Source organism: Hominibacterium faecale (genome assembly GCF_020734085.1).
Classification (GTDB): domain Bacteria; phylum Bacillota; class Clostridia; order Peptostreptococcales; family Anaerovoracaceae; genus Hominibacterium; species Hominibacterium faecale.
In genome coordinates this window covers 66,045-87,850 of the sequence record NZ_JAJAGH010000005.1, presented here as the reverse complement: position 1 = coordinate 87,850, position 21,806 = coordinate 66,045, and the positions used below count along the sequence as shown (strand labels likewise).

Sequence of the window (21,806 nt, the reverse complement as noted above, 5' to 3'; positions counted from 1 at the left end):
CAAGACATACAATTAACAATATTCATACTTTTCTAAAAACGCTAATTGGCATATAGTATGTATATACTCGGAAATCGTGAGAAAGGGAGGCTTGATATGACACAGGAAAAACTTATGGCTGATCAAAAGGTACCATTGTTAGTGAAAATCGGCTATGGAATCGGTACTGCAGGTGATTCTGTACCGTACAACTTATTTTTTACTTACTTTTTATTTTTCTTAACCGACGTAGCCGGTGTAAACCCGGCGCTGGCAGGTATCATTTCCTTCATAGCAGTTATGTGGGATGCTGTAACAGACCCGGCAGTGGGCTTTATGTCCGACAATTCAAGAAATCCAAACGGCAGAAGGAGGCCGTGGATCTTCAGGAGCATGTGGCCGCTTGCCATCGTGACGTTCCTGCTATTCATACCAAATGAATTTGCCGGCGTGGCCCAGTCTGTATACTACATACTGATGGCCATACTGCTGTGGACCTTTTACACAACTTACGCAGTACCTTATGCGGCTTTGGGCGCAGAGATCACACGTGACTACAACGAGAGAAACACCATCAGAATGATCGTAGGTCTGGCAGCCTATCCATTCGTTGCATTATGTAATTCCGGTCCCATGTGGATCATCGCGGCGCTCGCTCCAAAGGGCGTTGATGTCAAAACGTGCTGGGGGATCGCAGGCGCGGCAGCTGGAGTCGTTATCATCCTTTGTGGACTCATCTTATACTTTGCGACCAAAGGCAGAGAAGATATGACCTATCTGCAGAATATTGAAAAGAACAAGCCGAGAGAAAGCGTTATAAAGACATACAAAGAGCTGTTCAAAATCAAAGCTTACAGAAATCTGATATTTACAGGGATTTTCTACATCATTGGATACACGCTGTTCAGCGGCGTTGGCGTCTATCTGATGACCTACTGCGCAAAGCTGACACCGGGACAGCAGGCAACCTTCTGGTCGGTCTATACGGTCATGGCGATTTGCTGCACACCGGTATCCATCATCGTTGCGAACAAAATCGGAAGCAAAAAAATCACATTATTCATTTTCAGTTTGCTCTTTGTTGCCAATGGCATTGTGATGTATTTTCTGGGAATGACTTGTTTCACCCATGTCATGATAAACGGATTTATGATCGCACTGTCCACGAGTGCGTTCTGGGGTCTTTATTATGCAACCGTATATGATGTTTGCGAACTGGATGAATTCATCAATGGCAAACAGAGAGAAGGCAGCGTTGTCGCAGTTGCGCAATTTTTCCAAAAGGCAGGCGGAGCATTTGCCACTTCCGCAACCGGCTGGATGCTGACCGCATTCGGATACACGGGCAGCGGAGCGGAAAGCGAAACCGCAATCCATGGGATTCTTTTGATGGCAACTATTATTCCGGCAGTATTCGTTTTTATCAGTATGCTGATCTTTTCCAAGTATCCAATAAATAAGAAAGAGTTCGACGCGATCAAGGAAGCGCTGAAGAAAAAGAAGGCCGGCGAAGAATATTCCACCGAAGGATTTGAAAAAGCATTATAATAAAAGCAAGAATATTTAAGAGAGGGCAGAAAATGAAAGCTGATTTGATTATCAAAAATGGAAAAGTGTTTAACAAGGAAGCGCTCTGGGAACATACGGCCATAGCGGTTGCAGGTGGAAAGATCCTTACAGTCGGTACAGATGCGGAAGCGGTCTCATCTGCCGGCCCCGATACGGAGGTGATAGACGCCCATGGCAACAGTATTTTGCCGGGATTTATCGATTCTCATCTGCACGCGACCATGTGCGCCGAGCTATATCTGACAAAGCTGATCTATGACATTACGCGAGAAGAAAAAGAATCCCGTGAGGCCTACATTGGGAAAATGCTTGCGCCGGTAAAAGCTTACGCAGAAGAAAACCCTGACATGCCGGTGGTGCGCGCGACGGGCTGGAACCCTGCCTTTTTTCAGACCGATCCGGAGGGTCCGCCGACCAGAGAGGATGTGGACAAAATTTGTTCTGACAGACCGGTCATTTTGCGGTCTTACGATCACCACAGCATTCTGGTAAATACAAAAGCCTTAGAAATGGCCGGTATCGATGCCCATACGCCAACCCCGCGGATGGGAGAAATGCCCCGCGATGAACAGGGAATGCCGACAGGGCTTTTTCAGGAGCTTTCGGCGACGTGCCTGCTTTTGGATTCGCTAAAAGAAGCGGACTTTTCCGTAGAAGAATACATCGAAGGAATCGGAAAATTTCAGGAAGAACATGCTTTCCCCTGCGGGCTCGTAGGAATCTTCGATGCTTATGCGACACCGAATGCCATAAAAGCGTATCGCAGTATGGCCATGGACGGCAGCCTGAAAATAAGGGTTCGAACAGCGCATCTTGCTGATTTATCAAAACCTTTTTCCCAGTTTCAGCAGATGGTGGATGAAAAAGGCAAGTACGATGTTGGAGATATTTTTAAAATCGAAACAGTGAAATTTTTCTGCGACGGCGGAGGCTTTACCTTTTATATGAATGAGCCTTTTGAAAAAGAGGCGCTGGCTGAAGCAGGTTTGACCGAAGATTACCGCGGTTTCCCCCAGTGGCCGGAGGAGGAAATGAAAGAGGCCTGTTTGGTCCTGGCAAAAGGGGGATATCAGATCCATATGCACTGCATGGGAGACGGAGCGGTAAAACAGGCTCTCAACTGTTATGAATATATCGAGCAAAACGGCGTGAACGGAAAAAGAAATACGATCGCTCACATTATGTGCATCGCAGAAGATGACATAAAGCGTATGGCAGATCTGAATATTGTGGGTTCTGTGCAGCCAACGTGGCCGGTGATTGATGCTTTTACAGACTGCCTGATGATTCCCTTGCTGGGAAGAAAGCGGTCGTATGAGCAGTACCCGATCGGAAGGCTGGTGAAGGCGGGGGCAACTGCAGCGGCGGGCACGGATTTTCCCATCGTTCCCGATCTAAACCCTATGATGGGAATGCAGATCGGCATGACCAGGACCATACCTAAGGAAGCGCCTGATTATGAAAAGTACAAAGGGATCATCTCCGGGCTGGAAGAGGATCCGCGGTCAGATTGCCTGGAGCTTGAAGAAATGATAGAAAGTTATACCCTTTCGGGGGCGTACCAAATGTTTGCAGAGGAGATAACGGGGACGATCGAGGCGGGCAAGTGCGCCGATATGGTGATACTGGACTCTGACATCACCAGCGTGGCTCCTATGGACATCGGAAAAATAAAAGTGGATACGGTTATTTTTAAAGGCGAGAAAGTAAAGGGCTGAAAGAGCCCGGGTCTGGGTGAAAATTATCGGATTTGGTAAAAGTAACCGGCGGCGGTTTGAAAATGGGATGCGGGGGTTCGGGAAAAAAGTAAAACAAAATTTCACTTTTTACGCAAGTTTCAACGGCCGAGCGCTTTCAAATTCGCAATCAGGCCGTGCGGGCCGTCAAGTTGGCGTGATCAGGCCCCGCGAGTCCATAACTTTGCGTAAAAAACAAACTTTTTCAATAAACTTTTCCCCTAGAAACAGCAACCTTGCGGGCGCCTGCAAAGCCCGACGGGCGACCCGAGGCCGTGGAGGTGCCGGGCTGGTGAAGAGAAACTATCAGAAAAAATACCCCCACCAGCGTTTTTCGATTTAAATGCATGGGAATGCGGGTATAAGCATATAGGAAACATAATATTTGGCAGCAAGGATAAGAAGCCTTGCTGCCATCTTTTTCTTTTTTATGAAAATTATCTTCCGCTGGCGAAGCGCTATTCGGACCATCGACAATAAGTAGGCCGGATGGATGAAGAAATGTGGATTATACTAATACGTAGTACGGAAGCCTTAGAAATGAGTGGGACTACGATAGAGGTCGTACATTAGATGAGTAGTGAAATCGTACAAGGAGGAGAAGTATGGGAAAGCTTTATGGTTATATTCGTGTCAGTACTAGGGAGCAAAATGAGGATAGACAATTGGTGGCGATGGACGAACTTTCGATTCCGAAGAAAAATATTTTTATGGACAAACAATCCGGAAAAGATTTTGAACGTCCTCAATATGAAAAGATGCTTCGTCGACTGAAAAAAGACGATGTGCTATATATTAAAAGTATTGATCGGCTTGGCCGCAATTATTCGGAAATTCTAGAGCAGTGGCGGATTCTGACAAAAGAAAAAAGAGTTGATATTGTTGTACTGGATATGCCGCTTTTAGATACCCGCAGGGGAAAAGATTTGATGGGAACCTTCCTCAGCGACATTGTGCTGCAAATTCTATCCTTTGTAGCAGAGAATGAACGCCACAATATTCGCCAGAGACAGGCAGAAGGAATTGCAGCTGCAAAAGCTAGAGGGGTAAAATTCGGCAGACCGCCGCAGGCGCTGCCGGAGAACTTTCATCAGATCTATCAGCAATGGCAAAAAGGAAATATAACCTGCAGTGCAGCGGCGAAAGCTTGTGGGATGCCGATTTCGACATTCCGTTACAGAGCGGAACTTTACAGAAAAACAAAGCAGCTATAGTAACTTGAAAATTTTACAATAAAGTGTAGGTTTTCGCAAAATATTTAACTTTCACAATTTCTATCAACTATATCATAATCATAAGCAAAGATCCAGCAAATTTCTTACTTTTATAAGAAAATTCGACTATTACAATCTGCCTTTTCCCCTTTCCAAAACCTTACACTTTTTGATTCTTTTTAAGGGCCTGTTACAGACCCTTATAGAGGAGTATTATGCGCAGCGCATATGAATTCAGAGGATTAATGGAAGAGAAATTTGCAATTAAATTGAAACATATCTGCATGGAACAGAAAGGACACCGGCAAGGACTGCAAAATATTTCCCTTACTGTTCAGCCGGGTGAATCTATTGCGTTCCTGCAGAAAGAAAAGACGCAGGAACTGTATAACAGTCTAAAGAAGCTACTATCCCACTCAGGTGAGCCAGCCTTTGGAATTCTTCGAATCAATGGAACCATTAAAGCTCTGGAAAATGCGCCAGGCTTCTTTCATGTCAATGCCAGCGGCAGAAGAAATATTTACCGAAAAGGGGCCGAACATGGGCTGAAAAAAATAGAAATTGAAGAACTGGAAGAAGAAATTGTTGCTTTTGCCGAGTTGGGGGATATGATCGACGAACCGGTAAAAACCTATTCGGAAGAAATGCGAATGCAACTAGCCTTCGCATTTATCTATTGCATGAGGGGCAGCATTCTGCTGATGGATCCGACGATCACCCTAAAGGAAGAAGCGTTTCAGAAAAAGTGTCAAAGAAAGCTGGAAGACTGGATTCAGGCTGGAGGAACTCTTATACAGGTTACCAATTCTGCGGATGCGGCAAATTTTTTTTGTAAACGAGGAATTATCTTGATAAACGGCAGACTCGTAGAAGATAGCCCAATCAGTGAGGTGCTGGAGATTTTTCAACATCTTTAGCGCTCCGAATCATACAAACAGGAACAGAATGAAGAAACAAACATGGAACACAGTTGGATATCCAATTCTGATCGGCCTCGTCCTCTTAGGGCTCATCAGCATTTTTTCGAGTGGAGAGGTTGCTTATGGTACCCCGCAAGAGGAAAGCGCCGTACAGCTTTCCAGCTTATCCATTGATTGTGGAGAGCTGGTGCCGGAATTTTCGCCCAATCACCATGAATACCGCGTATATGTGGAAGAAGATTCCAAAACAGATAGCTGCCGTACATCAGCCAGAGTCAGTGATAATTCATTACGCATCGAGGCAGAAGGTCCGGAAAAACTGAATGGGAAAGATGTGAAAAAAACCGTTACCGTAACAGCAGCGGATGGAAAAAAAACAATTTATACCATTCAAGTACATTTTGTAAAAAAGCTTGAAATTCTTTCAAAAGGCAAACTATATGTCCCCCAGGAAAAACCGGATTTAAAAGCTCTGCCAAAGGGATTTACATTTTCAGAACAAAAGATAAAGGGCCAATCCATCGCTGCAGCGGAAAATTCGAAAGAACACCTAATATTGATTCAATATGCAAATGACCTGGATAAAACCGATACACGCTGGTATGCATACGATCCAGGGAAAGATGCGCTGAATCACATAGAAATAAAAACAATCGACGAGAAACCATATATTACCGTACCATCTGGAAAAGAACTGCTGTATGGAGGCGGAGAAGAGCAGTCAGGGTATTACCTGTATGACCCTGGGAAGAAGCAAATCCAATCAATATCGAAAGAGCAGCCATCTTATGCGACCAAATACATCGTAATCGGGGGAGTAATATTTACCCTGCTGCTGTGTGCAATTCTGATCATCACCCTAAGAAATGGCAGGAAGCTTCGAAAGGAACAGATCCGCTATTTCGGCCCGTCTCTTTCTCTGGATGAGGCAGAAGACAGCAGCCAGGAGGAAGGAGACTGATCACCGGTGCGTTCAGATCAAAAACATAAGAAAAAGAAGCAAAAAGAGAAATGGGAAGAAGCCTATCTGGATACGCTGTTTCTAAGCTGGTTTGAAGAACCGCATACAGAGACGGAGATTTATCGCAGAATGCAGTTTGACAGTGATCTTCGAAGTTTCGGCAGCCGGAACTGGATGAAACGGATGCTGAAAGCCGGCTATCTGAAAAAAGAAAAATCCGTAGCGATTACATCTACGGCAAAGGGCAGGACGTTTTTGTCCGAGGCAGTCATTTCGATTACAGAAAAAGGAAAAGCCTTTGTATCAAAGCGGCAGGATTTCCTGCTGTTTTTCAAGTTTGCCAGTCCTTATGTGACAATTTCTGACTACCAGAAGTGGAAACGCCGTACAGGAAAGTCCGATTTTGAAACCGTGATGATTTCCCTGCTGATGAGCAAGCTCAATCACCATAGAAAGCAAAACGATTATCTGGGAGTTCAGAATCTTTTCTGCGAGATTGGGGAGTTGTATGAGCGGATATCCTGTAAACCGCAGGCCCTGTACAGCTATCTGAGCGCCTTGTATTTTGAGGCCAGCGGGCTGGATTATTACGAATATTTTCTAAAATATATTCGCAATCAAATGACCCGGGAGGAGCTGCAGGGCGGCTATGAAGGCCTGTATCTCAGCCCGGGGATTCGCAGTCGACTGCAAGGTGTCAAAGACAAATACCAGGAGGGGCTGATCGAGCACATATATCAGAAGTTTCCGGTAAATATGCATCTGTCCACTAAGAAACAATTTCAAAAGATCGTTCTTGAGATTTTGGAAAACCGGTTTTCCAATTACAGATGGCAGGCGGTATTCCAGGAAAATTTTGATCGGATGATATCTGTAGTCGATGAATATAAACGGAGATAAGAAATGATAATTATGGATGAACTGGAAACCATTCATATGCTGGGGTACGAGATTTATTCGGGAAGCCGCGGAAAGCTGATAGAAAAAATCAAATCTGATTTTCAAAAGCAGATTTCCAACATCGTATTTGCCATCAATCCGCTGAAGGTTATGCTTGCATATGAAAAGCAGGAGATCCGGAAGGTGCTGCAAAGTGCGGATGTTTTGATTCCCGATGGTGTTGGAATCCTGTATGAGGCTAAAAAGAAACAGCTTCGAATTCAGGAGCGGATAACCGGAATTGACTTTATGCACCAGATCTGCATGCTGTCCTTGGAGCTTGGTTCTTCGATTTTTATCTACGGTGCGTGCCAGGAAAATCTGGTACAGGCCGTAGAGAATTTGAACAAGTTGTATCCGGGCATTCGCATTGCCGGATATGTAAACGGATATGAAACAGATACGGAATACGTCAACCGTCTCATCAATGAAAGCAAAGCGGATATCCTGTTTGTGGCCTGCGGAAGCCCATTGCAGGAACTTTACATACATGCCAACCGGGACGCGCTGCCAAATGTAAAATTTTTTCTTGGCGTAGGAGGTTCGGTAGATGTGATTTCAGGGAATGTCAAGCGGGCTCCGGCCTTGATTCAGAAGGCCAATCTGGAATGGCTGTATCGAATCGTATTTCAAAAGAAACGGTTTTCGCATATTATGTTGATTCTGAAATTTTTATATATGAATCATAAGTTATAGGAGAGGAAGCAGAAATGAATGTAAGTGTAATCGGACTGGGGTATATCGGACTGCCGACGGCAATTGCGCTGGCGATGAACGGTTCGAAGGTAAAGGGCTTTGATGTATCGGAGGATGTTGTAAGAAAACTGAATGAAGGGCAGATACATATCGTGGAGGAAGGGCTGCAGCCTTTATTTGAACAAGTGGTGAGAAACGGGATGTTCCAGGCCTATGATACCTTGCAGGAAAGCGATGTCTACATAATTTCCGTTCCAACGCCGTTTAAAAACGATGAAAAAATCGCAGACCTGTCCTATGTGGAACAAGCGGCCCGCTCTGTGGCAGCGGTCTTAAAAGAAGGCGATCTGGTCATTCTGGAATCCACGGTGCCGCCAACGACCACCAGGGCCATGACCGATATTTTGGAACAGGCAAGCGGCCTTGCAAGAGATACGTTTTATACAGCACACTGTCCGGAGCGGGTGATGCCGGGAAATATTATGTATGAAATGCAGAACAACGACCGAATCATCGGCGCGGAACGGGAGGAATCGGCGCTCAAGTCCAAAGCCCTGTATGAAACCTTCTTAACCAATGGGAACATTTTTCTGACCGATGATGTGATGGCGGAGCTTTGCAAGCTGGTTGAAAATTCTTATCGGGATGTCAACATCGCCTTTGCCAATGAGCTGTCTATGATCTGCAATAAGCTTCGGATCGATTCAGGAGAATTGATCCAGCTTGCCAACCGGCATCCGAGAGTGAATATTTTATCGCCGGGAGTTGGCGTGGGCGGTCACTGTCTGGCCGTGGATCCTTACTTCATTGTGGAACGATTTCCCAAGGAAGCCCAGCTGATTGATGCGGCAAGAAGGGTCAATACATTCAAGCCCCATTTCCTGGCAGAAAAAATTGCGGGAAGGCTGGAAACGTCCAAGGACAGGCCGATCACCATTTTGGGAATGAGCTATAAACCGGATATTGACGATTTTCGGGAGAGCCCGTCGCTGGTGCTCGCAAAGGACCTGCAGGACAGAGGCTATTTGGTACGAGGCTGCGACCCCAACATAAAAGAAGAGGCTATAGAAGGAATACCGATGGTTTCCCTGGAGCAGGTTCTCTCTGGTCCTGATTTTTTGGTGCTGGCGCAAAGGCACAAGGAATTTATAGAGCGCAGGCAGGAGCTGGAAGCGGCCGACTGCCTCTGCGTGTAAGTGCAGGAGGCAGCAAGTGAAATCATTGATCCTCAGATTAAAGCATCTAACTTGGCGCAGAGTGTTTAATAAGATCGGACAGATTCTGTCAGGAATCATGCAAAGCTTCACCATTCGACCTGTTCCTCAGAAGAACTTGGAACTGATGAACAAGATTGAGAACATTGCCGGGAGTATCGCCGACTCCAATGGCAGCGCCTATTACAAAAAATCTGAACTGACCATCGGCATCCTTACGGATGAGTTCATGTATAACTACTATAAAGACGCTGCGGGATTTGTTGCCATTCCTTATGAGCACTATCAGGAATTTATCGACAATGCGGGGCTGGATATGGTCATGTATGTGAGCTGCTGGAGAGGGATGTACCAGAACGACTGGTATGGAGATGAGCGGCACGGCCAAGTGCCCGAGCTGATTCGCTATGCCAATGAAAGGAACCTTACGACGGTTTTTCAGTCCATTGAGGATCCGACCAATTATGACCGCTATCTGCCCATTGCCAGAGAATGCGATTATATTTTCACCACCGATCAGGACTGTGTAAAGCGCTATCGGCAGGATACGGGAAATCCCAATGCCTTTCTGCTGGAATACGGAGTAAATCCGCTGTTTCACAATCCCATTGGAATGAATCGAAAAAGAGCGATGGAGGATGTCTACGATTGCTCTACCGTGTTCTTTGCCGGAAGCTGGATGGAGCGGTATAAAAAACGATGCAGGGATATCAACCTGTTGTTCAAAGGGGTCCTGGACAGCGGCCACAATTTGATGATTGCCGACCGGAATACAGAGGTAACCCTTCCAGGATACCGGTTTCCAAGAAGATACCGACCTTCTGTCATACCCGCAGTGGATCATACCCTCTTGCAGAAAGTGCACAAGCTGTTTGATTTTAATGTGAATATCAATACGGTTCAGGACAGTCCGACCATGTGCGCCATGAGAGTGTACGAACTGCAGGCGCTGGGATGCCTGATGCTTTCCAACTACTCCCTGGCGGTTTCTGAACGCTTTCCAGGGTTGTTTCTGATCAATCATTCCGAAGAAGTGGGAGAAATTCTGGATGGTTATACCAGGGAAGAATTGTACCGGATGCAGATTGAGAATCTCCGGGCGGTGATGTCTGATAAAACAGTCTTTGAGCGGCTCAATACCATCTTTGAGAAGTGCGGCGTGGACCATCGGTTCCCAGCCCGCCGGGTAACCGTGCTGTGCAGCGAAAAAAGTCCGTCGATCCGCCGCATGTTCAATCAGCAGAGTTATGAAGAAAAAGTGCTGTTGACTGTGGAGGAGGATGAGAAATGCTCCAGTCCGGATGGGTTTGTCACCTGGTTTTGCGAGGACTACGAATATGGCCGCCATTATCTGACGGATATGATGAATGCTTTCAAATACTGTGATGTGGATTTTGTCACAAAAGATCCGGAAGCAGAAGGCGAGGAATATGACTTTATCCGGCAAGCCGCAGATCCGGCTCTTACGATCATGACAAGAGATGCTTATGAAAACATGCGAAAGCTGCAGAGCCAGTGGGCAGATGGAAGGGGCTTTAAGCTGGATCCCTTCGAAGTCAATGAAATTAAGCGGGTCACAGAGCAGGAAAAAGAAATCGCCGTCATTGTTCCAGTTTACAATAACGGCACATATCTGCAAGGACGGTGCTTCCGAAGCCTGATGCGAAGCAGTATCTTTGACAAAATGCAGATTTATCTGATCGACGACGGTTCCGATGACCCCTACACCCTGGATGCGATCCGGGATTTGGAGCGCCGGTATGATAATGTGACCGCCTATTTCTTTGAAACAGGCGGCAGCGGCAGTGCGGCAAGGCCGAGGAATAAAGGGGTGGAGCTGTCCAAAGAGCCATTTATCACCTATTTGGATCCGGATAATGAAGCGATTAATGACGGCTATGCCAAGTTATATGACAAACTGATCCAGACAAATGCTGACATGGCCTTTGGCGCCATTTTCATGAGGGCCACAGCAGATAAGTTGATGCGGATCGGCTATTTGTTCAAAGATCAGAAGATTGAGCAGCCAAAAGAGCTGCTGCTTTCAGAAAACTTCCGAAGCCAGAGTATCCAGGCATGCTTAATCCGGCGCGAGCTGATTACGGAAAACGGGCTGGAGAATCCAGTGGGCGCTTTTGGAGAAGACACCTGGTTCTTTCATGAGCTGATGCTGAATGCACAGACCGTCTATTATCTGAATGTGCCGATCCATACTTATTACGCTCAGCGGATGGATTCATCCATCAATGATGTGGGCGAGGGCTTCTTTCGCAAGTCTCTGATTTTAGAGGAATATCAAGTGGGGCGGCTCAGAGATTATGGTTTATTAGGGGAATACATTGAACGAAAATTGGATTTCTTTGTAGTTAACTGGTATATCGATAAATTGCAGGATACCAGCCAGGAAGAGCGGAACGCGTGCATCCAAGTCATCGATCAGATCGTCCGGCTGTACGGGAAGACAATTGAAGACTATGCATGGCAATTGGAGGAGCAGGAAAGATGTTCATCAGAGACTTAAAACGATATTCAAAATATGCGACTTACTCGGCAGTTTCCGAATTAAAATCCCAAGTGGCGGGGTCGTATTTGGGCTGGATGTGGTGGGTGCTGGACCCGCTGCTGTTTATGCTGGTCTATACCTTTGTCGCGGCCTATATCTTTGGGTGCGAGGTGGATAATTTTCCCTTGTTTGTTTTTTTGGGAATTACAATATGGAATTTTTTCGGAGCAACGGTAGAAGGGTGCGTTGGCATTATCAACTCTTATTCGGCTGTGACAAAAAAAGCCTACATTCCCAAATTTATTTTGGTTTTAATGAAGCAGTTTGAAAACCTGATTAAGATGTTCATTAGTGTTGGGATCTCTATGGTTACGATACTGATTCTCAAGATTCCCATTACTTTGAATCTGTTAGCCTTTTTTCCAATCCTGCTCGTATATTTTGTGCTGATCTTTGGGGCAGGGACTATCTGCGCCTATCTGGGAGTCATTGTTTCGGATTTGAGCCATGTCATCACTGTTTTTATGCGATTTTTATTTTACCTATCCGCGGTTTTTTATCCACTGGATCGGTTTGGAGAAGGGCTTTTGAATATTTACAATATGATCTGCCCCACTGGATTTATTATTGTACAGTTCCGAAACGTCATGATGTATGGTTTTGGAGCGGATTATTTCAGACTGTTTTACTGGCTGATTATTGGCCTGGTGCTAAGCGTAGTCGGCGTTACTCTGCTGTACCGGGGGGAAAAGGACTTTATGAAGGTGGTGTTCTAATGAGTGGAATCGATACGGAGCTGGCAATTGATGTAAAGAATGTAACCATTGCCTATCGAGGCACGGCAGCGGTCAATTATCGAATATTTTTGAAAAACCTGCTCAAACCTAAGAAAAAAAGGGTTTCTACCAGCAACGACTTTCAGGCGGTGAAGAATGTTTCCTTTAATGTCCGAAAAGGAGAGACCATCGGCATTGTGGGAGAAAACGGCTCTGGAAAAAGCACGCTGCTTGGCGCGATTGCCGGAGTTTACGGAGTAGATAAGGGACGGATTACCGTCCGCAGCGATCATTGCTCGCTGCTGTCCCTGGGAACCGGATTTCAGTCCAGGCTCTCCGGGTATCAGAATATCTTCTTGTCCGGATATGCCATGGGATTCAGCAAGGAGGAAATTCTGGCGTCACTCGATGAGATCATTGAATTTTCCGAACTGGAGGACTTCATCCAAAAGCCGGTGAAAACCTATTCCAGCGGCATGTATTCCAAACTGGCCTTTTCCATCAGTTCGGTTTTGACACCGGAAGTTCTGCTGGTGGATGAGATTCTGGCTGTTGGAGACATGCGGTTTCGGGAAAAGAGTTATGCCAAGATGAAACAGATGATTACGGATGAGCATCGCAGTGTCATCATCGTCAACCACTCCACGGAAAGCCTGAGGGGCTTATGCAGCCGGATTCTTTGGCTCCATCAGGGCGAAGGAAAGATGTTCGGGGAGACGGATGAGGTGCTGGATGCGTATCGGAAGTTTATGGTGGGATGAGGAGTGTGCCGCATATGGAAACAAAATATTTTGATCGGATTAGTGAAGGCTATAAAGGTGAACTGGGAACAGAGGTCATGGAACAAGCAAGAAAACGAATTGACTGGATTTGTGCAAAAAGTCAAGGGGAAACAATCCTTGATATTGGATGCTCACAGGGAATCATATCGATTCTGCTGGGGCGCCGCGGAAAAAAGGTGCTGGGAATTGATAGTGAAATCAGCAGAATTCAGTATGCAGAAAAAGAACTTGAAGAAGATCCTGAATTGAAAGAAACAGTGAGGTTTCTGTGTGATGATTTTCTTAACTGCAAATTCGAAGAGAAGTTTGACTGTATTATAATGGGCGAATTTTTAGAACATGTTTTTGATCCCATTCTATTTTTGGATAAAGCCATGAGTCTCCTGAAAGAGAACGGAAGACTTATTGTAACCGTTCCTTTTGGCATAAATCCGTTCCCGGATCATAAGCGGACCTATTATTTCACAGAACTGTTTTATCAAATCAATGAAAGAATCTGTGTTAATGATGTGTGCTTTTTTGGCGGATGGATAGGTTTTGCTGCAGATAAAAAAATCCAGGGTAATAGTATAGACATTAATCGTGATTTGGTCCGAAAATTGGAGAATAGCTTTTTTTACGTGGAAAACAGAAAACAGATTCGGATTGATCAATTGGCATCGCAGTATGATGAAATCAAAGTAAAGCTGGCAGCAGCAAATCAACAGGTGGAACAATTAAAAAAGAAGGCTTCTGAGTTAGACGAAAAAACGGAAGCTGTAAGCGAATTAGCCTCCAAATTACAAAAAGTGTCTTGGGAAGCGGAGCGTTATAAAAATGAAAGCGCTTCTAAGGAGGCAGTTTTTTCGATCATGAATCAAGAACTGGAAACGGCAAGAACTTATATAAAAGACCTCAACAAAGATAAAGAGGAAAAGGATGTTAAGCTTGCGGGGCTTTATGAAGAACTGGAGCGGGCTGAAAAAAGGCTTCGTCTGATGGCAAAGGAATTGTCAGATGTAAGGACAGCTCTGGAAGTGCAGAAAGCTGCAGCTATATTGACAGATGAGGATACGGAGAACACTGAAACAACAGAAACGACGGATGTTCTAAATGAGAAGCTGGAGGAAGCTTTTGCAAGTATTGAAAAACTGACTGAGGAATTAAGAGTTACAAAAGCTGGGATTGAGACAAGAAATAGAAAGCTAAAGGCATCAGAGGAAAAATTTGAGAAGCAGACGCAGCAGAAAAAAAGATTGATCCAAGAAAAAGAAGAACTGCAAAAGCGTTTTAATGAGTACAATACACTGCTGTATCAGGCGAGAAAGCAGAATGCTGCTTATGAAAGATTTCCAAGTATCAAGCTGTATAACTGGGCAAGGCAATTAAAAAAGCGTGAAGACACTATTGCTTCCCAGGGGGATCATGCTGACGCTGACTTGCCCGTGCAGAATCTTTCTACAATAGAGGAACAGTCAGACCAGTCCCAAACAAACCAAAAGCAATCAGACCTGGAAATAAAGTATGACATGCTTTTCAGCGATTTTATTGTGGCAGGAGCTTTGGAGGTGAAAGAGCGTAAAAGCTTTGAGCTTCGTCCGGAATGTAAAACGCTGAAAGAACTGAAAGCTGCATGTATTATGGATGACTTTACCTTCTCCTGTTTTTCACCTGAATGCAATTTGCTGCAGTTGACCCCGGATAATTGGAAGGAAGAACTGGAACAATTCCAGCCGGATCTTCTGTTTGTAGAGTCGGCATGGAATGGGAATAAAGGCCTGTGGTACGGCATGGTTGTCAAAACAGCGCCGCAGTTTTGTGCGTTAACCGAATATTGTCATGAGAATAGGATTCCTGTGATTTTCTGGAACAAAGAAGACCCGGGCCATAATGAAGCATTTATGGCTGCTGCGGGCCTGTGTGATGTTGTCTTTACCACAGAAGTAGACTGTATTGCACAGTATAAACGAAGTCTGGGACATGACAGCGTGTATCTGCTCCACTTTGCGGCTCAGCCTGTATTACATAACCCCATTGAAACGATGGAACGGAAAGACTGCTTTTGCTTTGCAGGGGCATATTATACCAACTATCCGGAGAGAAGAAAATGCTTTGAGAATCTTGCCCATTATGCGATGCGGACAAAAGGACTGGACATCTATGATAGAAATTATAACGCTCCTGAGTCGGATCACCAGTTCCCCGAATACTACAAACCATTTATTTTGGGTTCTCTGGAACCAGATGAGATCGATAAAGCCTATAAAGGTTATGCTTATAATATCAATGCAAATTCCGGAACTTGGACTCAGACGATGTTTGCCAGGAGAGTGTTCGAACTTTTGGCTAGCAATACCGTTTCGGTAGGTAATTTTTCGAGAGGATTGCGGAATCTGCTCGGAGAACTGACAATTGCTACCGATAGCGTGGATGAGGCGGCAAATTATTTGAATGCGTACTGCTCGGATGAAATGGAGATGCACAGATATCGACTGCAGGGGCATAGAAGAGTGACCCAGGAGCATTTGTATGAAGACAGACTCGATTACATTGTACAGAAGGTATTTGGAGTGTCTTTGAAACGGGAATTACCACATGTGACGGTACTAAGTAAAGTGCAGAATGAGGACCAGCTTAATAAAGTGCGGATGATGTTCCAGAATCAGAGCTATGAACCTATAAGCCTGCATATAGAGCCTTTATATGACTGTCAGGCTGATGGGAAGGACATTCTGCCAGGCAAACTGAATCTGGAACAGTTTATAAAAGAACACATAGCAGATGGGTTTGTCGCTTATTTTGATCCGCAGGATTATTACGGTGAGAACTATCTGCTGGATTTGATGCTCATGTTGAGATATGGGGAGTATGATGCCATAGGAAAATCTTCCTATTATAACGGAATACGTGGGTTTATGCTTGATGAGCCCGTATATCACTTCGTATCTGCATTGAATGCAAGAAGAGCGGTATTTTCCAGTAAGGTGGCACAATGCCTTGACTATAACAGCGATGGGATCATCTGCGGAGAAGATTTGAATCTGGTTTCGGTACATGAGTTTGACTATGTTGAAGCCTGTAGTGAGATGCCAGAAGAAACGGATTCATACATTTCAATTGCAGATGCAGGAATTTTGTATCGTGACCTGGAGCGGGAAGCTGAAGAAATTCGGATCAATCCTGCGGACAGGGGCTATCTGATAGAGCTTTCCAGATTTTTTAAAGCAGATACTTATGGCGGAAAGGTGGAACTTTCCGACAATGAGAGAGGCATTGAAATCCGTTCGAAACTTGCGGAAGATACTCATACGTATATATATGCGAAAGAGGTTCTTCGGTATGATATTGAGATGGATGCTCCTGCATGGCTGATCTTTGAAGGAGATACGACCTTAGATGTGATGGCGGCAATCATATGCCATGATGCGTCCATGAAAGCAATACAAACCATATATGCAAGCTCCGGTCTGTCAAAAAAAATAGAGTTACCAGTTGGAACAAAATATATGAAGCTGGCGCTTCGGATAAAAGGATCGGGAACTGCGAATGTCAACCGAATAAAAATAAATCGTTCACAAATCGATTGTCAGAATCTGTTCCTGTCAAAATCAAATACCCTGGTTCTTACGAATATTTATCCGGCGTATGGTGATTTATATAGAAATGCCTTTGTGCATCAAAGGGTAAAGGAGTACAAGAAAAGAGGCTTGAATGTTGATGTATTTTGTTTCAACGAGGTAAATAAGGCGGGATACAGAGAGTTTGAAGGAATTGATGTTGTAACTGGATTTACGGATAAACTGGAAATGGTCCTTGCATCTGGCAAAATCGATACAGTGTGTGTGCATTTTCTGGACCGAAATATGTGGAATGTATTGAGCAAGTTTAAAGACCATCTCCGGATCATTGTATGGTGTCATGGGTCGGAAATACAGCCGTGGTGGAGACGTGAATTTAATTACAATACGGAAGAAGAGCTGGCACAAGCGAAAATTTTATCACAAGATAGAGTACAGTTTTGGACAGATGCATTTAAAAATATTGGTGGATACAACATTCATTTTGTCTTTGTTTCAAAATACTTTAGGGATGAAATTTTTGAGGATTATAAAATAGAACTGACAGAACAACAGTATAGTATCATACATAATTACATAAATACAGAACTATTTAACTATGTACCAAAGTCCGTGGAAGCGAGGAAACATATTCTATCAATACGTCCATTTGGATCAAGGAAATATGCCAATGATCTGACAGTTGAGTGTATAAAGAAACTTTCAGAAAAAGCATACTTCAAAGATCTGAACTTCCATATAATTGGCAGAGGAGACTTATTCAAACCACTTACGGAAGAACTGGATCAATTTGAGAATGTAACGATTGAAAACAAATTTTTGCATCAAGACGATATTGCTCGACTGCATAAAGAAAATGGAATTTTTATCGTTCCAACTAGAATGGATGCACAAGGTGTATCAAGGGATGAAGCGATGTCCAGCGGACTTGTTCCAGTTACAAATGCAGTAGCTGCCATACCGGAGTTTGTAGATGAAACATGCGGTATCCTCGCGCCAGAAGAAGACTATTTGCAAATGGCTGAAGGTATCGAGGATTTGTACCATAACCCGGAAAAATTCCTGGAAATGAGTGAAATGGCTGCGATGAGGGTGAGGAGTCAGTGCTCTTTTGAATATACAATAAACAGCGAGCTGAAACTGATAAAAAGGGAAATAAAATGAAAAGGATAAATATATTTGGGAGTAGTGTATCACGAGATATCTTTCGGTTTGATCGAAAAAATGAATATGAAGTCCCTGTATATATTGCGCGCTCATCTTTATTATCAAATTTGCAGATGAATAGTTGGGAAATAGAAGACGATCAACTTCTACTCGATTCTAAGATACAAAAAGAAACCGTTATACGTGATTTAAATAAACATGTATACGCAGATGTGGCGAGTGGGGAACCTGATTATTTAATGATTGATTTTATTGATGAACGATTTCGAATTGCAAAGCTGAATGATAAATATGCGACTTACTCCAATGAACTGGTAAACAGCCAACTATTAGAAGGACGCGGATTCGAGCTGTTAGATAAAGTTCCTAAAACGGTGGGATGGGGATATACCTTTGAAGGGAAAGATATTGAACCTTATATAAAGTCATTTGCGCATGAACTGAAATCACGCTATAAAGAAGAGCAAATCATCATACATGAAGCGTATATGAGGGATACCTATATATCTAAAGATGGAAAATTAAAAAAGTTCCCGCAGCATATTTGTAATGACGTAAAACAGAAAAACCGCATGCTGAGATATATGTATAAAATGCTATATGACTATATCCCAGGAGCAAATGTAATGAATTTATTCAATGAAAGGGAGTTTTTGATAAATGAAAAGCATTTATGGGGGCTAACCCCCATGCATTATGAGGATGATTATTATTATGAAGCTTTGAATAGGTTGAATGAGATTTTGAGTGAGGGCGGAGATAAACAAATTCATAAAAGAGAGCTGGATGAATTCTCTGCGGATGACGTTGAAATAAAACTTGCCGGCAATATGATTACAGCGATCAATCATTTTAAACCACTAAAGAGAAAGACACAATATTCCTGGTATGTGAACACAATAAAAGAAAATAAAATAGAAAATGTATTCAAGAGCAGTTCCTGGTCTGAAGACAATACTTTTAAATACAGGGCGGAAGAAATTGATACAAGTTACCTGCTAATTGCGTATGTGAAATTCGCAGATGATAATAAAAGAGTCAACCGGATTGCCGGAAGAATTGAACGGTCTCCCAATTCACATGAATGGATCGTGCAAGGCCTTGCTATAGACGACTTGGACAGAAAACATGTAAGCTTTATAACCGATACGATATCAATGAAAGTGGATGTCACCTTTGATGCTTATGCCCCACTCCAATATGCATGGTATATATTTGAAAACGATTACAGACATCTTATATATAAGAGCAAAGGGTTTTCTCCTGAACCAACTTTTTCATTTATACCGTCCGATGCGGAAAGTACGTACTACTTTCAGATATATGCGAGGGATATTTCAGGATTTAAAAAAATCATAAAGACTAAAGGGGTACGTGTAGGTTTTTCTGAAAAAGGGATGTTTGGGATGACGATAAATCAATTTAACTGTGACATGGCTTTGCCAGAGGATAAAACCAATCTGATGTGGGCCGATGAAATTGTAAAGGGCAATCTATATATACATAAAAGCTTTCAATCAGCGCCCAATATCAGAGATGGCTTGGACTGGAATATCGTTTTTTCCCAATCCCCCGGAACCTATCAGTTACGGCTGCAATCTCTGGGAATGATAGGAATATTGGTAAGGGCATATCAACTGAAAAACAGTCTGCCATATTTAAAAACAGCGAATGAATTTCTATTGAGCTGGATTGAGTATGAGGAGAGCAGCTGTTCAAATGAAAATACAATAGTGTGGCATGATCATGGCAGTGCTTTGCGAGTAAATACGATTATCTATTTTGCTTTGACAGCGGAAGAAGCCGGCATAATGGATGAGGCAACTGCTGAATTTATTCGCGGCCTAGTCAGAAAGCACAGTGAATTTCTTGCAGATGAGGTTAATTATACACAAAATCACAATCACGGTATTTTCCAAGATCAGTCCTTACTATACTGTGCTTATTTTCTTAATGACAGAACTTTAGCGGATCTCGCAAAAAAAAGACTGTGCAGGCAGATTGAATTTGCTTTCAATGAGGAAAAGGTACATGTGGAAAATTCGTCCGCATATCATATTGCGCTGCTCTATATGTTAGATGATATTGCAGGCATTCTGGAAAACATGAAGGATTATTTTTCCTCTTATGTACGGGCTAATATTAAGGCATCAGCCGATTTTTGCGCGTACCTTTGCAGGCCTTCTGGAAATCTGATAAATACCGGGGATTCCAGCATAGATAACAACCGTAGAAAGTATGATATTCGCGCTAAAAAACTTGGAAGCGAATCTTACTTATTTTCTGCGACGCAGGGAAAAGAAGGGAAGCAGCCAGAACGTGCTTCTATTATGTATCCGAAATCTGGATATTATTTTTACAAACAGGACCACAATTTATGCACAAGATTTACAGATGCCACATGGAAAATGTTTAAATCAGGCTACAGCTCCAGGACACATAAGCATGCGGATGATTTATCGTTCGCAATGTATTCAAGAGGGTATGATATTTTTTCCGATACTGGCTATTATAACTACAATTCAGGAAATGCTTATTGCGATTATTTCAAATCCGCAAAAGCGCATAATACGGTGATTGTGGACGGTGATTCCTATTCTACAGAAAATGAAAGTGCGTATAAAGTCGGAATTTATGATTACGAACTGACCGATCAATATGATCACATTATCGGATATAACGATATGTACGAGGGCGTTTCAATAGACCGGCATTTTTACTCACTTCATGATGTAACCGTACTATATGATAACATCATGGCAAAAGGAACGCATACCTATACGCAAATATTTCACCTATCTGAACACATGAAAATTGTGGATAAAAGCAACAGACAGGTTTTGATGCAAATCAAAGATACAGAATATATGGTTCGAATCAAACAATATGGGAAACAAAAATGCATGTTAGAAGAGATTCGGGGAGAAGAAAATGAAGACATGGCAGATAGAGAAATACAGGGAGGATATTTATCCTATGCGCAAAATGAGGTGACAGCTGCGACAACATTACATTTCTCTATTTCGGGAGACAATGTGGACTTTATAACCGTTATTACGGTTGAAGATAAAGAAGGTAAGAGTATTTATCATAATCCACATGATAAATATATAGAAAAAATTAGCTATGATAAGTTTGTTTACAACGAAGAGAGCAATCGTCTGCTGTTTGGAGAAAATAAGATCAAGCTTGATGCAAGAAAACGAAAAAACTTGGATGCGGTCGCAGTGAAAATTTCAGAGCGTCAGATCATGATTCATGATATGGAGAGGAGCATTGATGAAGGCTGCGAATATGAATATGAACTGATCCGGGCAGATACAGGGCTGATTTTTTATAAAAAGGTGTATTCAAACAATGATAAATGTATCTCGGAACTGCCAGAAAATGATGTCTTAGTAAAAGGAAAACTAAGAAGGAATGGAAAAGAAATATGCAAAAAAATGATAGCTTATATTAAATATGATTCGAAGTTAAAAGAACATTACCTAGACACCTCTAATTATCCATTTTTAAATTTGATTTATAAAGGACAACATATAGAAAAAATTGAAGAGGAGGGATATACCTTTATCGTAGATATTGAGTATTCTCTCAACTACAAAATAAAATGGTACGTGTATCGAAATGGTGTATATGAATTTGTTACATTAACGGAAAATCTGAATACATTTACATATTATTTCAAAAAAGCCGGAAGTTATACAGTAAGCTACTACATTATGACAGGCTCAGGTGAAAATCAAATGTATAGCTTTAAGCGGATTATGATAAAAGAACACTGAGGAGAGAC

General features: G+C 43.1%; 14 protein-coding genes. All 14 read left to right on the top strand.

Going from position 1 to position 21,806, the window contains the following annotated elements; translation table 11 throughout:
* Positions 1-96 precede the first annotated feature (96 nt).
* The gene (locus tag LG211_RS05575; RefSeq protein WP_269477124.1) at positions 97-1,527 is read left to right on the top strand and encodes an MFS transporter; all 1,431 of its coding nucleotides are present in this window, start codon (positions 97-99) and stop codon (positions 1,525-1,527) included.
* Positions 1,528-1,559: 32 nt separating this feature from the next.
* Positions 1,560-3,266: an amidohydrolase gene (locus LG211_RS05570; protein ID WP_269477123.1), complete on the top strand. Its 1,707-nt coding sequence runs from the start codon at positions 1,560-1,562 to the stop codon at positions 3,264-3,266.
* Positions 3,267-3,282: 16 nt separating this feature from the next.
* The gene (locus LG211_RS05565; protein WP_269477122.1) at positions 3,283-3,627 is read left to right on the top strand and encodes a hypothetical protein; all 345 of its coding nucleotides are present in this window, start codon (positions 3,283-3,285) and stop codon (positions 3,625-3,627) included.
* A gap of 262 nt (positions 3,628-3,889) precedes the next feature.
* A complete protein-coding gene (locus tag LG211_RS05560) occupies positions 3,890-4,498 on the top strand; it encodes a recombinase family protein (protein ID WP_269477121.1) in 609 nt (202 codons plus the stop codon).
* Between the two features lie 245 nt (positions 4,499-4,743).
* A complete protein-coding gene (locus LG211_RS05555) occupies positions 4,744-5,415 on the top strand; it encodes a hypothetical protein (RefSeq protein ID WP_269477120.1) in 672 nt (223 codons plus the stop codon).
* A gap of 28 nt (positions 5,416-5,443) precedes the next feature.
* The gene (locus LG211_RS05550; protein WP_269477119.1) at positions 5,444-6,379 is read left to right on the top strand and encodes a cadherin-like beta sandwich domain-containing protein; all 936 of its coding nucleotides are present in this window, start codon (positions 5,444-5,446) and stop codon (positions 6,377-6,379) included.
* 6 nt (positions 6,380-6,385) lie between these two features.
* Positions 6,386-7,279, top strand: a complete 894-nt coding sequence (locus LG211_RS05545) for a hypothetical protein (RefSeq protein WP_269477118.1) — start codon at positions 6,386-6,388, stop codon at positions 7,277-7,279.
* A gap of 3 nt (positions 7,280-7,282) precedes the next feature.
* Entirely contained in the window at positions 7,283-8,014 is a 732-nt protein-coding gene (locus tag LG211_RS05540) for a WecB/TagA/CpsF family glycosyltransferase (protein ID WP_148396072.1), read from the top strand.
* Between the two features lie 14 nt (positions 8,015-8,028).
* On the top strand, positions 8,029-9,210 hold the full coding sequence (locus LG211_RS05535; protein ID WP_269477117.1) for a nucleotide sugar dehydrogenase: 1,182 nt from the start codon (positions 8,029-8,031) through the stop codon (positions 9,208-9,210).
* A gap of 16 nt (positions 9,211-9,226) precedes the next feature.
* Positions 9,227-11,749, top strand: a complete 2,523-nt coding sequence (locus LG211_RS05530) for a glycosyltransferase (RefSeq protein ID WP_148396074.1) — start codon at positions 9,227-9,229, stop codon at positions 11,747-11,749.
* Positions 11,731-12,507 carry an ABC transporter permease gene (locus LG211_RS05525; protein ID WP_269477116.1) on the top strand — a complete coding sequence of 259 codons (777 nt, stop codon included), beginning with the start codon at positions 11,731-11,733 and terminating at the stop codon, positions 12,505-12,507. Before LG211_RS05530 ends, LG211_RS05525 begins: the two co-directional genes overlap by 19 nt.
* Positions 12,507-13,268, top strand: coding sequence for an ABC transporter ATP-binding protein (locus LG211_RS05520; protein ID WP_269477115.1), 762 nt, complete (start codon positions 12,507-12,509; stop codon positions 13,266-13,268). The genes LG211_RS05525 and LG211_RS05520 overlap by 1 nt, the downstream gene beginning before the upstream one ends.
* A gap of 14 nt (positions 13,269-13,282) precedes the next feature.
* Positions 13,283-18,010, top strand: coding sequence for a methyltransferase domain-containing protein (locus LG211_RS05515; protein WP_269477114.1), 4,728 nt, complete (start codon positions 13,283-13,285; stop codon positions 18,008-18,010).
* Positions 18,007-21,798 (top strand): DUF6270 domain-containing protein, encoded by a 3,792-nt coding sequence (locus tag LG211_RS05510; protein ID WP_269477113.1) that lies wholly within the window; start codon positions 18,007-18,009, stop codon positions 21,796-21,798. The genes LG211_RS05515 and LG211_RS05510 overlap by 4 nt, the downstream gene beginning before the upstream one ends.
* The last annotated feature ends 8 nt before the right edge of the window (positions 21,799-21,806 follow it).

What these genes read in the sequence shown, in the direction of transcription:
- LG211_RS05535 (WP_269477117.1), top strand. Translation starts at nt 8,029, where the DNA reads ATGAATGTAAGTGTAATCGGACTGGGGTATATCGGACTGCCGACGGCA.
- LG211_RS05520 (WP_269477115.1), top strand. Translation starts at nt 12,507, where the DNA reads ATGAGTGGAATCGATACGGAGCTGGCAATTGATGTAAAGAATGTAACC.
- LG211_RS05515 (WP_269477114.1), top strand. Translation starts at nt 13,283, where the DNA reads ATGGAAACAAAATATTTTGATCGGATTAGTGAAGGCTATAAAGGTGAA.
- LG211_RS05550 (WP_269477119.1), top strand. Translation starts at nt 5,444, where the DNA reads ATGAAGAAACAAACATGGAACACAGTTGGATATCCAATTCTGATCGGC.
- LG211_RS05525 (WP_269477116.1), top strand. Translation starts at nt 11,731, where the DNA reads ATGTTCATCAGAGACTTAAAACGATATTCAAAATATGCGACTTACTCG.
- LG211_RS05555 (WP_269477120.1), top strand. Translation starts at nt 4,744, where the DNA reads ATGGAAGAGAAATTTGCAATTAAATTGAAACATATCTGCATGGAACAG.
- LG211_RS05540 (WP_148396072.1), top strand. Translation starts at nt 7,283, where the DNA reads ATGATAATTATGGATGAACTGGAAACCATTCATATGCTGGGGTACGAG.
- LG211_RS05570 (WP_269477123.1), top strand. Translation starts at nt 1,560, where the DNA reads ATGAAAGCTGATTTGATTATCAAAAATGGAAAAGTGTTTAACAAGGAA.
- LG211_RS05575 (WP_269477124.1), top strand. Translation starts at nt 97, where the DNA reads ATGACACAGGAAAAACTTATGGCTGATCAAAAGGTACCATTGTTAGTG.
- LG211_RS05510 (WP_269477113.1), top strand. Translation starts at nt 18,007, where the DNA reads ATGAAAAGGATAAATATATTTGGGAGTAGTGTATCACGAGATATCTTT.
- LG211_RS05560 (WP_269477121.1), top strand. Translation starts at nt 3,890, where the DNA reads ATGGGAAAGCTTTATGGTTATATTCGTGTCAGTACTAGGGAGCAAAAT.